This window comes from Polaribacter huanghezhanensis (assembly GCF_030444335.1).
In the GTDB taxonomy this organism is placed as follows: Bacteria; Bacteroidota; Bacteroidia; order Flavobacteriales; family Flavobacteriaceae; genus Polaribacter; species Polaribacter huanghezhanensis.
The window spans coordinates 2,049,611-2,064,081 of sequence record NZ_CP128595.1 but is presented as its reverse complement, the minus strand read 5'-3'; the positions used below and the strand labels follow the sequence as shown (position 1 = coordinate 2,064,081).

Here is a 14,471-nt window from a genome sequence, read left to right as displayed (position 1 = left end):
ATCGAATTAAATTTCACTTTTCTTTAATAAGAAGCCGTAATCTTTTCACTATTTTTGTTGAAAATCAGATTTCGGTTGAAAAAAATTATTCTATTCTTTTTAATATTTACTTCTTTTACTAGCTTTTCTCAAGCTAAAAAGATTAACATTATTTATGCTGGAGTTAGTACTGCGGATGAAGAAAAATATCCAGGAGCTACTATTTTAACTAGAGATGCAGATCGATTGGTAGAGATTTATCATGATGGAATCATTCTTACTTGTGATAAAGCGTTGTGGTACAAAAAATTAAACTTTTTTAAAGCTTTTAGTAATGTTTTAATCAAACAAGGCGATACCATTACACAAACTAGCGATTATGTAGATTATGATGGAAATACAAAAAAAGCATTGTCTTGGGGAAATGTAATTTTGAAAGATCCAAAAATGACCTTGAAAACGGATACGTTGCATTTTAATAGGCAAAAGCAATTATTATTCTATGAAAACCATGCCATTATACAAGATGAAACCAATGTTCTTAAAAGTAAAATTGGGAATTATTTTTTAGAAAATAAAAAGTTTACAGCCTCCACAAAAGTAACGGTAACAAATCCAGAACACGAGTTAGAATCCAATCATTTAGATTATTATACAGATTCTGCCATTGCGTATTTGTATGGTCCATCAACCATAAAAAGTAAAGACAATACTATTTATACCGAAAAAGGATTTTACAACACCAAATCAGAGATTTCTCATTTTGTGAAAAATTCTAAAATTTTCTTTACAGATAAAACCATTGAAGGAGATAGTTTGTATTATGATAAATACAAAGGTTTTGCTTCTGCAACTAATAATATTAAAGTAATTGACACCATTCAAAACTTTATTGCAAAAGGAAATTATGCAGAGTTTTTTGAGTTAAAAGATTCGGTTTTTATTGTGGATAAAGCAGTTGCCATTTCGTTGATGGAAAAAGATTCGCTCTACATTCACGGAGATACATTGCTAGTTACAGGAAAACCAGAAAAGAGAATTATGCGAATTTACAACGACGTAAAAATCTTTAAATCTGACTTGCAAGGAAAAGCAGATTCTATCCATATGAATCAAACAACAGGTTTAACACGCATGTTTAAAAATCCGATTCTATGGTCAGGTAAAAATCAAATTACGGGTGATAGCATTCAGCTTTTAAACAATGCAAAAACGGACAAATTAGATTCTTTAAAAATTTTAAACAATGCCTTAATTGTTCAATTAGATACTATTATTGATGGCGTTTCTACCTACAATCAAATTAAAGGTAGAGATATGTTTGGTAAATTTATAGACGGAAAACTGAAGCATTTCTTAGTAGAAGGAAATGCGCAAGTTGTGTATTACAACAGAAATGAAAAAGGTTTTTTAGAAACCATCACCAAACAAGAATGTAGTTCTATCGAGTTTACACTAGATGCAACCAACAATATAGAATCTGTAAAATATATTAAGAAACCTGAAGGGGCTTCCTATCCTCCAAAAGATTTACCAATACGTGATAGAACTTTAAAAGGTTTTATTTGGCGAGAAGATGAACAACCAAAAACCATGGAAGATATTTTTGTTGTTGGAGATAAAATTCCAAGAAAAAAGGAAATCAAAACTTCTAAAGTTGTAAAAACAAAAGAATAAATGAAATCTGATTTTTTTACATATCAAGCACAAACCTCTCCTCACCCACTTGCTTTAGAAATTTCTCACGCAAACGGAAGCTATGTATACGATACAAACAACAAACCGTATTTAGATTTTATAGCAGGAGTTTCTGCAAATACATTAGGACATCATCATCCTACAATTTCAGAAGCAATTAAAAATCAAGTTGATGCTTATTCGCACGTAATGGTCTATGGAGAATTTATTCAGAAGCCACAATTGGAATTGTGTAAAGCATTGGCAACTACAATTCCGACTAAAAACTACGCTGTTTATTTAACCAATTCTGGAACAGAAGCAACTGAAGGAGCATTAAAATTAGCAAAACGATTTACTGGAAGGTCAGAAATTATTGCAGCGAAAAATGGCTATCACGGCAATACGCAAGGTGCTATGAGCGTTTGCGGAGCAGAAGAACAAAACCGAGCATTTAGACCGTTAATTCCGGGAATTAAATTCATCGAATTTAATCTGGAAGAAGGTTTAAAAAAGATTACAAAAAATACTGCTGCAGTTATTTTAGAAACCATTCAAGGTGGCGCAGGTTTTATAGAACCAACAAATAACTATTTACTAAAAGTAAAAGCAACATGCGATGAAGTTGGCGCGTTATTAATTTTAGATGAAATTCAATCTGGAATTGGACGCACAGGAACTTTTTGGGGATTTGAAAATTATAAGGTTGTTCCAGATATCATTGTAACCGGAAAAGGTTTGGGCGGCGGAATGCCGATTGGAGCTTTTATTGCTTCGCAAGAAATGATGAATTGTTTAAAAGACAATCCGAAGTTAGGACATATTACTACTTTTGGAGGTCATCCAGTAATTGCTGCTGCTGGTTTGGCAACAATTACAGAATTACACAATTCAAATCTTATCCAAGAAACACTTAGAAAAGAACAATTGTTTAGAAATTATTTACAACATCCTGCAATCAAAGAAATCAGAGGAAAAGGATTGATGTTAGCTGCAATTGTAGCAACACCAGAACTCGCGTCTAAAATCATTTTAAAATGTTTAGACAAGGGTTTACTCCTGTTTTGGTTATTGTTTGAAGGAAAAGCAATTAGATTAACGCCTCCATTAACAATCTCTGATGATGAAATTAAAAAAGGTTGTGCAATACTTTTAGAAACGCTTGATGAAATGATTTAGTTTGTTTCTAAATTCATTTTTCGGTAACTTCGCTAACTCTTGATATAAAACATTAAAACGTTCGATATCAAGAGTTAGCGAAACCCTCCTATTCTTCTTAAGTTTTTCTTAGAATTTAGCACCTACTTCTTAAAATCTGTTAAATGCTGTTAAGTTCCTCCCAAATTTCAATGTTACATGAAACCTTTTTGTTTTATGTTGGTCTATATAGTTATACCATTTAATTTAAAACCACATATAAAATGAAAAATTAAAAACAGTAATTGCAATCTTAGCAATCAGTATTTCTTCAGTATTTTCAGTAGCTGCAAACACAAACACAGAGCCAACAAGTCCAAAAGAAGCGCTTCATGCTACAATTGTAAAACTTTTAGGGCATCACCATTACGATTTAAAAAATCAAACATTAGAAGCAGAAATTTCTGTACTATTGAATAACAAAAATGAATTAGTAGTTATTGATGTAGATACAAAAGATAAAGATTTAGAATCTTTTGTCACTCAAAAATTAAACTATAAAACAGTAACTGTAAAAGGAATTGCAAAAGGAATCGTATATAGAATTCCATTAAAAATGATTCAGTCTATTTAGTTTGGTTATAGATTGATTGATTTTGAAAGCTTCCAAGAAATTGGGAGCTTTCTTAGTTTAATAAATCATCTAATATTTTTCTTGTTGCAGATGAGTCCCAATCTGCCGGACCTCTTTTATCAATAACAATTTTTTTATTTTTATCTAAAATAAATGTAGCTGGAATTGAAGAGCTTTCTAGTTCACTTGGCGGCATTGTCAATTGGTTGTATGTTGGAAAATCAAACTTTTTCTTTGTGTAAAATTTAGAAACCGTTTGCCAATCTTCATTGGTTACAAACAGAAAAGTTACCTTGTCTTTATAATCATCATATAATATTTTTATACTTGGCATTTCTGCCAAACAAGGTCCGCACCAAGTTGCCCAAAAACTCACAAATACAACCTTATTATCTAACTCTTTTAAATTGATGTTTTTAGTATTCAATCCTTTTAATTGCCAGTTTGTATTTTTAATTTGTTGCTGGTTTTCTGCTTTAATTTCTGATGGAGAAAAAGAAATCAATCTGATAAAAAATACTTTTGTTGGTGGATAGATCATCAATCCGATTAGAACTACAAAAGCAATATTTGTAATGTGTTTTTTAGTAATTTTCATATCTTATAAATATAAATTGTTTGTCGATAAAAAGAAATTTAATTACAAAAAAAGGTTCCTATTTCAGGAACCTTTTTAAAGTTTATAACACACTACTTTCTAAGCAGCGTTTTCTTTTTTAATTAAATTCAGTGCAGAACCTTCATTGTACCAATCAATTTGTCCTTGATTGTATGTATGATTTGTAACGATGATGTCTTTACTTCCATCTGCATGAACAACTTCTAATGTTAATGGTTTTCCTGGAGCAAAGGCATTTAAATCTACAAAGTTAAACGTATCATCTTCTTGGATTAAATCATAATCACTTTCGTTGGCAAATGTCAATCCTAACATTCCTTGTTTTTTCAAGTTTGTTTCGTGGATTCTAGCAAAAGATTTTACCAATACAGCAGCAACACCTAAATGTCTTGGTTCCATTGCAGCATGTTCTCTAGAAGAACCTTCACCGTAGTTATGATCTCCAACTACAATCGTTTTAATTCCTGCCGCTTTGTATGCTCTAGCAGTTTTTGGAACAGCATCGTATTCTCCATCAATCTGACTTTTAACAAAGTTTGTTTTCATATTAAAAGCATTTACAGCTCCAATCAAACAATTGTTAGAAATATTATCTAAATGTCCACGAAAACGCAACCATGGTCCTGCCATAGAAATATGATCTGTTGTACATTTTCCGAATGCTTTAATTAATAACTTCACTCCGTATAAATCATTTCCTAAAGGAGTAAATGGAGTTAATAATTGCAAACGTTCAGAATCTTCTTTTACAGCAATCTTAACATGACTTCCGTTTTCTTCTGGCGCTAAATATCCATCATCTTTTACTTCAAAACCTTTTGGAGGTAATTCCCATCCAGTTGGTTCATCTAACATTACTTCTTCTCCATTTTCATTGATTAGTTTATCTGTCATCGGATTAAAATCTAAACGACCAGCTATTGCTACAGCAGCAACCATTTCTGGTGATGCAACAAATGCGTGTGTATTTGGATTTCCGTCTGCACGTTTTGCAAAGTTTCTGTTAAAAGAATGGATTATTGAGTTTTTAGGGGCGTTTGCAGGATCACTATATCTTGCCCATTGACCAATACATGGTCCACAAGCATTTGTAAAAATTTTAGCATCTAGTTTTTCAAAAACACTTAAAATTCCATCTCTTTCTGCGGTATATCTTACTTTTTCAGATCCAGGATTAATTCCAAGTTCAGATTTTATTTTTAACCCTTTGTCAATTGCTTGTTGTGCTATAGAAGCTGCTCTCGATAAATCTTCGTAAGAAGAATTTGTACAAGAACCTATCAATCCCCATTCAACTTTTAAAGGCCAATCATTTTTAGTTGCTTTTTCTGTCATATCAGCACCAGCTTTTGTAGATAAATCTGGCGTAAATGGTCCATTTAATAACGGACTTAATTCTGACAAGTCTATTTCAATCACTTGATCAAAATAGTTCTCTGGATTTGCATATACTTCTGCATCACCCGTTAAATAGTCTTTTACTTTATTTGCTTCATCAGCAACATCACTTCTATCAGTAGCACGTAAATAACGTTCCATAGATTTGTCATAACCAAAAGTAGAAGTTGTTGCTCCTATTTCTGCTCCCATATTACAAATCGTTCCTTTTCCTGTACAAGACATTGCGGTTGCTCCTTCTCCAAAATATTCAACGATTGCTCCTGTTCCTCCTTTCGCAGAAACAATTCCAGCAACTTTTAAAATCACATCTTTTGGCGCTGTCCAACCAGATAATTTACCTGTTAATTTTACTCCAATTAATTTTGGAAACTTTAATTCCCAAGCCATTCCTGCCATTACATCAACTGCATCTGCTCCACCAACTCCAATTGCAACCATTCCTAATCCACCAGCATTTACGGTGTGAGAATCGGTTCCAATCATCATTCCTCCAGGAAATGCATAATTTTCCAACACTACTTGATGAATAATTCCTGCTCCCGGTTTCCAAAATCCTAATCCGTATTTATTTGATACTGATTCTAAAAAGTTAAAAACTTCATTACTCGTGTTTAAAGCAGATTGTAAATCCATTGTTGCTCCATTTTTAGCTTGAATTAAATGATCACAATGTGTTGTCGTAGGAACTGCAACTTTACTTTTACCTGCTTGCATAAATTGTAATAAAGCCATTTGCGCAGTTGCATCTTGCAATGCAATTCTGTCTGGAGCAAAATCTACATAATCTTTACCTCGTTCAAATGCTTTGGTTGGATTTCCATCCCAAAGGTGTGAGTATAATATTTTCTCTGCAAGTGTTAGAGGTTTACCAGTAATTTCTCGAGCAGCATCTACTCTTTCAACTACTTTTGAATAAACCGATTTTATCATTTCAATATCAAAAGCCATAGGTAGTAATTGTTTAATTTTTGTATTGCAAAAATACGATTTTATAATGAGATTACATAATAAACAGTGATATCAAGAAATTATTATACAATAAATAGTTAAACTAAATTTAATTGTTAAATCTCTAAAATACACGTTTAAAAAAGACTGCTATTTTATCATATTGATAATAAAGAAAAAAATAAAGCAGGCCTATAAGCCGAATCCTGTTTCCGTAATAAAACGAAATCTTATCATTTATCTAGTTCTAAAATTACTCTTAGAATCGATCTGCCCACCCCTTAGAATCGAACGAGTAGTTCTCAATCTCTAATATACGTGGCATTGCACCGCATAGAGTTTACCTGGTTTCACTACAGCCGAACTGTACTTGCTTTCTGTTGCACTTGTCCTCAGCTTACGCTGGACGGATGTTATCCGCTATGCTACTCTTTGGTGTCCGGACTTTCCTCCACGCTAAAAGCGTGGCGATAAGATTGGCCTGCTAAATTATATTGCAAAAGTACAAATAAAAAAACCCACTTAATTTCTTAAGTGGGAAAATTGCTATGAAAAAGAAATTATTAGTTTTAAAACTAATAATAGCTCAAATATAACTTTATTTTTTGAATTATAGTGTAACATTTGTTACATAAACATATCTTTTACTTTTTCAAAAAAAGATTTATCCGATGCATTTGGACTTGGTTTAAAATTAGCATCGTTTTGCATGTCTTCAAAGAACTTTTTTTGTTCTTTATTTAGCTCTTGTGGAGTCCAAACATTAATGTGAATTAAGAAATCTCCATTTCCATAACGCTCAATACTTGGTAACCCTTTTCCTTTTAATCGTAAAATTTTTCCTGATTGCGTTCCTGGATCAATCTTAATTTTTACTTTTCCAGTAACCGTTTCAACTTCTTTACTGATGCCTAAAACCGCTTCAGATAAGTTAATATATAAATCGTAATGTATATTGGTTCCTTCTCTTTTTAAAGTAGCATGCTGAATTTCTTCAATCAAGACTAATAAATCACCTGAAATTGAATTTTTCCCTGGCGCTTCATTTCCTTTTCCTGCAACTTTTAACTGCACACCTTCTGTAACTCCGGCTGGAATTTGAATAGCAACTGTTTCTTCTTTTACAATCAATCCGTTTGCATCTGCATCAGAAGGTTTAGATTTGATACTTTGACCAGCTCCTTGACATGTTGGACAAGTTGCAGCGGTTTGCATCCTTCCTAAAATAGTATTGGTAACTCTTGTTACTTGTCCTGCTCCATTACACGTAGAACAAGTAGAATATGTTACGCCATCAGCTTGAATTTTTCTACGAACTTTAACTTTTTTCTCTACTCCTTTCGCAATTTCTTCTAAAGTTAATTTTACGCGAATTCGCATATTACTTCCTTTCACTCTAGCTTGTCTTTGCTGTCCACCACCAAAACCGCCGCCGAATCCACCACCAAAAATATCTCCAAACTGACTGAAGATATCTTCCATGTTCATTCCGCCGCCGCCAAAACCGCCGCCGCCATGTCCACCTTCAAATGCTTGATGTCCATATTGATCGTAACGTGCTTTTTTATTATCGTCGCTCAAAATTTCATAAGCTTCTGCAGCTTCTTTAAATTTTGTTTCTGCAGTTGCATCATCAGGGTTTTTATCTGGATGATACTTTATTGCCATCTTTCGATATGCTTTTTTAATTTCTGCAGCCGAAGCTGATTTGCTTATTCCTAATATTTCGTAAAAATCTTTTTTTGCCATATTTTTTAGTTTCAGTTTTCAGTCTCAGTCTTCAGTGTTAACTGTTTACTGCTACTGCAGACTTTTTTACTGCCCAATAACTACTTTTGGGAAACGTATAATTTTATCTCCTAACTTATATCCGTTTTCGATACAATCAATAACTTTTCCTTTTAATTTATCTGTTGGAGCAGGGATTTGAGTAATTGCTTCATGAATGTCTGCATCAAAAACATCCCCTGCTTTTACTTTTATCAATGTCAACCCTTTTTGCTCTAAAGTCTTCTTTAGTTTGTCATTAATCAATTGCATTCCTTTTAACAATTCTTTGTCTTTGGCTTTTTTGATTTCTGCCAAACCTCTATCAAAATCATCTAAAATTGGCAGTAAAGTTGTCATCAAATCTTGACCTGCAGTTTTAAACAATTCAATTCTTTCTCTAGTGGTTCTTTTTTTATAGTTTTCAAATTCAGCAAACAAACGCAAATATTTATCTTTCTCTGTTTGAATGATTTCTTCTGCTGTCGGCTCATTTACTTCTACTTCTTGATTTTCTTCAACCTGCGCTTCTGCTTCGTTGTTTAAAATCTCTTCTTCTTTCTTATTATCTTCTGTACTCATTATAGTATAATCGTTAAATTGTAAACAATTTATTGGCAATAATTTTGCCAATAAAAAAATAGTGTCAAACTGACACTATTTGTATTTTAAAAAATACTGAATCAAGTTCAGTATTAATCTTCTATTCTTTCAATTCTTGCTCCGATAGATTTTAAGCGTTGTTCAATATTTTCGTACCCTCTATCAATTTGTTCAATATTATTAATGATTGAAGTTCCTTTTGCTGATAAAGCTGCAATTAATAATGAAATTCCAGCTCTAATATCTGGTGATGTCATTTTAGTTGCTTTTAATTGTGATTTGTGATCGTGACCAATAACAACTGCTCTGTGAGGATCAGACAAAATAACTTTTGCGCCCATATCAATCAGTTTATCAACAAAGAACAAGCGACTTTCAAACATTTTTTGATGAATCAACACCGTTCCTTTTGCTTGTGTGGCAATCACCAAAACAATACTTAATAAATCTGGAGTAAAACCTGGCCAAGGTGCATCTGAAACTGTCAACACAGAACCATCAATATAATTCTGAATTTCGTAGCTTTCTTGTGCAGGAATGTAAATGTCGTCTCCTTTTCTCTCCAATTCAATTCCTAATTTTCTAAAAACATTTGGAATTTGTCCTAAATCTTTCCAGCTAACATCTTTGATGGTTAATTCAGACTGTGTCATTACTGCAACACCAATCCAGGAACCAATTTCTATCATGTCAGGTAAAACTCTATGACGACAACCTTTTAATTCTTTAACGCCTTCAATCGTTAACAAATTTGAAGCAACACCCGAAATTCTTGCTCCCATAGAATTCAACATTTTACATAATTGTTGAATATACGGTTCGCAAGCGGCATTGTAAATTGTGGTTGTTCCAGTTGCCAAAACAGAAGCCATTAAAATATTTGCTGTTCCAGTTACAGAAGCTTCGTCTAACAACATTTCTGTTCCGTACAATTCCTCTGCTTCAACTCCGTAAAAATATTCTTCTCTATTGTATCTAAATTTTGCACCTAATCTGATAAACCCTTCAAAATGTGTGTCTAATCTTCTACGACCAATTTTATCTCCTCCAGGTCTTGGGATGTATCCTTTTCCGAAACGAGCTAATAACGGGCCAACAATCATAATTGAACCTCTTAAAGAACTTCCGTCTCTTTTAAAATCTGCAGATTCTAAATATTCTAAATTGATTTCATCCGCTTGAAAACAATATGAATTTGGTGCTAGTTTCTCTACTTTAACGCCCAATTCACCTAAAATAAAAATTAATTTATTGACATCTAAAATATCAGGAATATTATCTATAACAACTTTTTCTGGAGTTAATAATACTGCACAAATAACTTGTAAGGCTTCATTTTTTGCTCCTTGCGGAGTAATTGTACCATTTAATTTGTGACCACCTTCAATTTTAAATGATGCCATACTTATTTCTTTCTATTGTTGTTATTATTGCTTGTTCTGTTCGTTTTGTTTGTTTTGTAATTTTTTGTGTTGCTTTTACCTTGCTGAGAAGTTCTCTTTCTAAGTAAATTTTTGCTTTCAGAAAGGACTTCTTCAGAATCTCTTAAATCAATTTTACCATCTGATAACTCAAATAAATGTTTAAAAATCACCTCATCATCAACCGTGTCTTTATTCCAATTTAAATAACATTTTTTCATGTGATTGGCAATGGTATACACCAATGCTTCTCTTTTTTCTCCATCTTCCCAAGAAAGCGCAACATCAATCATTTCTTGAATATTATTACCGTAATAACGATATCTTGAAGCCGATTTAGGATATGGTAAAGATTCAGGTTTTTCTTGTAATTCTTCTTTAGATGGTTTTCCGTACGGAGAATCTGCTTCTAAATTAAAACTAGACATGATAAACAATTGATCCCACAATTTGTGCTTAAAATCTGGAACATCACGTAAATGCGGTTGTAAATTTCCCATAACATCTACAATAGCTTTTGCCATGATGTTTCTTTCTTCATTATCGTCTAAAGCTACGCAATGATCTACTAATTTTTGGATATGTCTGCCGTATTCTGGTATAATCATTAACGGTCTTGCTGAGTTGTATTCTAGTTCGAATTCCATTCTAAAGTTTATTGAAACATATAGCGATAACGCTTTTTATCTCTGTTTGTTTTTGAAGTATTTTAAAGCCTGCAAATTAAGGATTAATTTTAAGTAATCAAAAATTAATAATCAGCTATTTTATCCGATTACTTGTAACTTGGCAAACTGCAATAATAATTTTTTCTTTCCTACTGTTCCGAATTTAATTTCTGCTTTTTTATTTGGGCCATTTCCTTCTAAACTCAACACTTCTCCTGGACCAAATCTATTGTGTTCTACCAATGTACCAACAGTAATGCTAGCATCAAAAAGGTTGGTGTTTTCTGAAGTAGTATTTGGTATTCTTTTCAATTTTTTAGGCGGAGTAAAAGATTCTTCTTTCTTCGATTTAAACTCCATTTTTTTGCGCTGAATTGGTTTTTGAAAACGAATGGTTTTTGATGGTGTATCAAATAAACTTGCATCTACAAATCTATTTACAGACGGTTCAGATTTTTTTTGTGATATATATTCCAAAAAGCTTTCATCAATTTCCTCTAAAAACCTACTCGGTTCTGCATCCGTTAGTTTTCCCCAACGATAACGAGTTTGTGCATAACTCAAATACGCTTGATGTTCTGCTCTAGTCAATGCTACATAAAACAATCTGCGTTCTTCCTCGAGCTCGCTTCTTGTGTTCATGCTCATTCCTGAAGGAAATAAATTTTCCTCTAAACCAACGATATACACATACGGATATTCCAATCCTTTAGATTGATGAATGGTCATCATAGAAACTCTCGGAGTATCATCTTTTTTATCAGAATCAAAATCCGTAGCCAAGGCAACATCTTCTAAAAACGACGTTAATGATGCATCTTCTCCTGTTTCTATTTTATCAGTGATAAAATCTTTAATTCCGTTTAATAATTCTTGAACATTTTCTACTTTACTAACCGCTTCTGGTGTTCCGTCTTTTTCTAAATCTTTGATTAACCGGACTTGTTTTACAACAACATCTGCAATTTCAAAAGCATTTTTTGTTTGCGATTCTATTTGCAAGCGCAAAATCATGTTTACAAAATCTTGCAATTTATTTTTTGTTCCAGCATTTATTTTTAAATCAACTTTATCTACATGTTTTAGAATTTCAAAAATTGATTTTTTATAATGATTTGCCGCAATCGTTAACTTATCAATGGTTGTTTGTCCAATTCCTCTTGCAGGATAATTGACAACTCTTTTAAGCGCTTCTTCATCATTTGGATTGATTAATAATCGTAAATACGACAGTAAATCTTTGATTTCTTTTCGTTGATAAAAAGAAATTCCGCCATAAATTTTATACTTAATATCTTTTTTACGCAACGCATCTTCCATCGCTCTCGATTGTGAATTTGTTCTGTACAAAATAGCAAACGCATCAGCTGTCAACTGCTTGTTCATCATATTCTCCCACATCGATTGTGCTACAAAACGTCCTTCTTCTCCATCAGAAATGGTACGCATTACTTTAATTTTTTCTCCTTCATCATTAGAAGTCCAAACTACTTTGTCTAATCGAGTTTTATTTTTCTCGATAACAGAGTTCGCTGCATTTACAATGTTTTTTGTAGAACGATAATTCTGTTCTAATTTAAAGGTTCTAACTTCTGGATAATCTTTTTGAAAATTTAAAATATTATTGATGTTTGCGCCACGGAAACTATAAATACTTTGCGAATCATCTCCAACCACACAAATGTTCTGAAAACGATCTGCCAAGGCTCTTACAATTAAATATTGCGAATGGTTTGTATCTTGATACTCATCCACCATTATATATCTAAATCGGTCTTGATATTTCGCTAATACATCAGGAAAACGCGCTAATATTTCATTGGTTCTTAATAATAAATCATCAAAATCCATGGCACCAGATTTAAAACATCTTGCTACATATTCTTTATAAATATCACCCACTTTTGGTCTGCTTGCATGCAAATCAGCTTCTACCAAATCAGCATTATTAAAATAGGCGTTTACGGTAATCAAACTATTTTTTAAGGAAGAGATCCTGCTTAATATTTGTTTTGGCTTATACCTGTCTTTATCTAACTGCATTTCTTTAATAATTGCAGTTATTAATCGAACAGAATCTTGTGTGTCGTAAATGGTAAAGTTTGATGGAAATCCTAACTTATCAGCTTCTGATCGTAAAATCCGTGCAAAAACAGAATGGAAAGTTCCCATCCAAAGGTTTTTAGATTCGCTTGCGCCAACAACACTTGCAATACGTTCTTTCATTTCTCTAGCCGCTTTATTGGTAAACGTAAGCGATAAAATATTAAACGGATCAATGCCTTGTTGCATTAAATGTGCAATGCGATAGGTTAACACACGCGTTTTACCAGAACCAGCACCAGCAATAATAATCATGGGTCCGTCTTTTTGTAAAACCGCATCTTTTTGAGCAGGATTTAAAGAATCTAAGTAGTTTGACAATTGGAAAATTTTAAAGCGTAAATTTAGGCAATGTTCATCGATTTTATTTATTAGTTTCATAAAATTATAAATACATTTACAACAATAAATTTTTTATCATGAAAAAACAGTTATTTTTATTAGTATTTACAATGCTTTCAGCTTTAGTTTCATCACAAAACAACAGAGCTAAAGGGAAAATAATTAAAAATTTTGGAGAAACTTTTAATGTTGTAAATCCAGAAATTAAAACGGATACTTCAGCAGAGTTAAAAGTAATTTTTGATGTTTCTTCTACTTCGTCTGCTAATAACATCATCAACAAAAATATTGTTACCGCTGCTCGTTTTTTAAATATGCATGCAAACGTAGGAATGAAATCAAGTCAACTAAAAGTTGCAGTAACCATTCATGGTGGTGCTTGGAAAGATGTTCTGAGTGATGAAGCATATAAAAAGAAATTTGGTGTTGTAAATCCAAACACGCAACTGATTAAAGAATTGAGCAATGCTGGTGTAGATGTTATTATCTGTGGACAAACTGCCATGTTTAGAAAAATGGATAGAACTGTTGTGATGCCAGAAGTGAAGTTTGCTCTTTCTGCGATGACAGCGTTGTTACAATATCAAAATAATGGATATAAATTCATAAAATTTTAATTGATGGATTTTAGTTTTTTAGAAATAGTTGGCATCATTTTAGTTGTCGGAATTGTTGGTTTCTATTTTTTAAAGTTAGACACAAAGACAAAAAATGATCAACAAAAAGTTGAGTTATTTGCCGATAGAAAAAAAGAAGCATTGCCTATAAAACTACAAGCATACGAGAGAATGTTGTTGTTTTGCGAGCGGATAAATCCAATAAAAATGTTGGTAAGAGTTAAGCCAAAATCTGATGTTGTAGATGAGTATTTATATTTATTATTACAAAACATAGAACAAGAATTTGAACACAATTTGGTGCAACAATTATACATTTCTGATGAATGTTGGAATGTAATCATCACTTCTAAAAGTGCAATTATCAACAAATTAAAACACATTGCAGCAACAAGTAAAAACACGCAAGATTTTAGAGAAAAAATGATGCTTGCTTATCAGAATAGTTCACCCGCAACAGATACTGCAATTGCGTATTTAAAAAAAGACATTAAAAAATTTATCTAACTAAAAAACCTTCGGAATTCCGAAGGTTTTTTAGTTGTTTTAAAATGG

At 32.4% G+C, this 14,471-nt stretch carries 12 protein-coding genes and 1 other RNA gene; 5 read left to right on the top strand and 8 right to left on the bottom strand.

All coding sequences use genetic code 11. The annotated features are described in order from the left end of the window. The first annotated feature begins 75 nt into the window (after nucleotides 1-75). From KCTC32516_RS09730 to KCTC32516_RS09720, 3 genes are all read left to right on the top strand, one after another. A complete protein-coding gene (locus KCTC32516_RS09730) occupies nucleotides 76-1,656 on the top strand; it encodes an OstA-like protein (RefSeq protein WP_301400224.1) in 1,581 nt (526 codons plus the stop codon). Continuing rightward, complete coding sequence (locus KCTC32516_RS09725) at nucleotides 1,657-2,835, top strand: aspartate aminotransferase family protein (protein ID WP_301400223.1); 1,179 nt, start codon at nucleotides 1,657-1,659, stop codon at nucleotides 2,833-2,835. Nucleotides 2,836-3,265: 430 nt separating this feature from the next. Then, nucleotides 3,266-3,427 carry a hypothetical protein gene (locus KCTC32516_RS09720; RefSeq protein WP_301400222.1) on the top strand — a complete coding sequence of 54 codons (162 nt, stop codon included), beginning with the start codon at nucleotides 3,266-3,268 and terminating at the stop codon, nucleotides 3,425-3,427. Nucleotides 3,428-3,479: 52 nt separating this feature from the next. On the opposite strand, the gene KCTC32516_RS09715 is transcribed toward KCTC32516_RS09720, so the two are convergent. From KCTC32516_RS09715 to KCTC32516_RS09680, 8 genes are all read right to left on the bottom strand, one after another. After that, on the bottom strand, nucleotides 3,480-4,025 hold the full coding sequence (locus KCTC32516_RS09715; protein ID WP_301400221.1) for a TlpA family protein disulfide reductase: 546 nt from the start codon (nucleotides 4,023-4,025) through the stop codon (nucleotides 3,480-3,482). 99 nt (nucleotides 4,026-4,124) lie between these two features. Further along, nucleotides 4,125-6,395, bottom strand: coding sequence for an aconitate hydratase (locus tag KCTC32516_RS09710; RefSeq protein ID WP_301400220.1), 2,271 nt, complete (start codon nucleotides 6,393-6,395; stop codon nucleotides 4,125-4,127). Nucleotides 6,396-6,574: 179 nt separating this feature from the next. Continuing rightward, nucleotides 6,575-6,883, bottom strand: an RNA gene (gene rnpB / locus KCTC32516_RS09705) — RNase P RNA component class A. A 139-nt stretch (nucleotides 6,884-7,022) separates the two neighbouring features. After that, nucleotides 7,023-8,144, bottom strand: coding sequence for a molecular chaperone DnaJ (dnaJ, locus tag KCTC32516_RS09700; RefSeq protein WP_301400219.1), 1,122 nt, complete (start codon nucleotides 8,142-8,144; stop codon nucleotides 7,023-7,025). 66 nt (nucleotides 8,145-8,210) lie between these two features. Continuing rightward, nucleotides 8,211-8,744 (bottom strand): nucleotide exchange factor GrpE, encoded by a 534-nt coding sequence (locus KCTC32516_RS09695; RefSeq protein WP_301400218.1) that lies wholly within the window; start codon nucleotides 8,742-8,744, stop codon nucleotides 8,211-8,213. A gap of 113 nt (nucleotides 8,745-8,857) precedes the next feature. Next, nucleotides 8,858-10,168 carry a UDP-N-acetylglucosamine 1-carboxyvinyltransferase gene (gene murA / locus KCTC32516_RS09690; protein WP_301400217.1) on the bottom strand — a complete coding sequence of 437 codons (1,311 nt, stop codon included), beginning with the start codon at nucleotides 10,166-10,168 and terminating at the stop codon, nucleotides 8,858-8,860. A 2-nt stretch (nucleotides 10,169-10,170) separates the two neighbouring features. Beyond that, nucleotides 10,171-10,833, bottom strand: coding sequence for a DUF4290 domain-containing protein (locus KCTC32516_RS09685; RefSeq protein WP_301400216.1), 663 nt, complete (start codon nucleotides 10,831-10,833; stop codon nucleotides 10,171-10,173). A 120-nt stretch (nucleotides 10,834-10,953) separates the two neighbouring features. Continuing rightward, the gene (locus tag KCTC32516_RS09680; protein WP_301400215.1) at nucleotides 10,954-13,278 is read right to left on the bottom strand and encodes an ATP-dependent helicase; all 2,325 of its coding nucleotides are present in this window, start codon (nucleotides 13,276-13,278) and stop codon (nucleotides 10,954-10,956) included. A 98-nt stretch (nucleotides 13,279-13,376) separates the two neighbouring features. Here KCTC32516_RS09680 and KCTC32516_RS09675 point away from each other — a divergent pair, with 98 nt between their 5' ends. Together KCTC32516_RS09675 and KCTC32516_RS09670 are read left to right on the top strand one after the other, a co-directional pair. Next, nucleotides 13,377-13,916: a DsrE family protein gene (locus KCTC32516_RS09675; protein WP_301400214.1), complete on the top strand. Its 540-nt coding sequence runs from the start codon at nucleotides 13,377-13,379 to the stop codon at nucleotides 13,914-13,916. Between the two features lie 3 nt (nucleotides 13,917-13,919). Then, complete coding sequence (locus KCTC32516_RS09670) at nucleotides 13,920-14,423, top strand: DUF7935 family protein (RefSeq protein ID WP_301400213.1); 504 nt, start codon at nucleotides 13,920-13,922, stop codon at nucleotides 14,421-14,423. Nucleotides 14,424-14,471 lie beyond the last annotated feature (48 nt).

Bases quoted from the DNA above. Each gene is read 5' to 3' on its own strand.
- murA (WP_301400217.1), bottom strand. From the start codon at position 10,168: ATGGCATCATTTAAAATTGAAGGTGGTCACAAATTAAATGGTACAATT.
- KCTC32516_RS09675 (WP_301400214.1), top strand. From the start codon at position 13,377: ATGAAAAAACAGTTATTTTTATTAGTATTTACAATGCTTTCAGCTTTA.
- KCTC32516_RS09685 (WP_301400216.1), bottom strand. From the start codon at position 10,833: ATGGAATTCGAACTAGAATACAACTCAGCAAGACCGTTAATGATTATA.
- KCTC32516_RS09710 (WP_301400220.1), bottom strand. From the start codon at position 6,395: ATGGCTTTTGATATTGAAATGATAAAATCGGTTTATTCAAAAGTAGTT.
- KCTC32516_RS09695 (WP_301400218.1), bottom strand. From the start codon at position 8,744: ATGAGTACAGAAGATAATAAGAAAGAAGAAGAGATTTTAAACAACGAA.
- dnaJ (WP_301400219.1), bottom strand. From the start codon at position 8,144: ATGGCAAAAAAAGATTTTTACGAAATATTAGGAATAAGCAAATCAGCT.
- KCTC32516_RS09670 (WP_301400213.1), top strand. From the start codon at position 13,920: ATGGATTTTAGTTTTTTAGAAATAGTTGGCATCATTTTAGTTGTCGGA.
- KCTC32516_RS09715 (WP_301400221.1), bottom strand. From the start codon at position 4,025: ATGAAAATTACTAAAAAACACATTACAAATATTGCTTTTGTAGTTCTA.
- KCTC32516_RS09725 (WP_301400223.1), top strand. From the start codon at position 1,657: ATGAAATCTGATTTTTTTACATATCAAGCACAAACCTCTCCTCACCCA.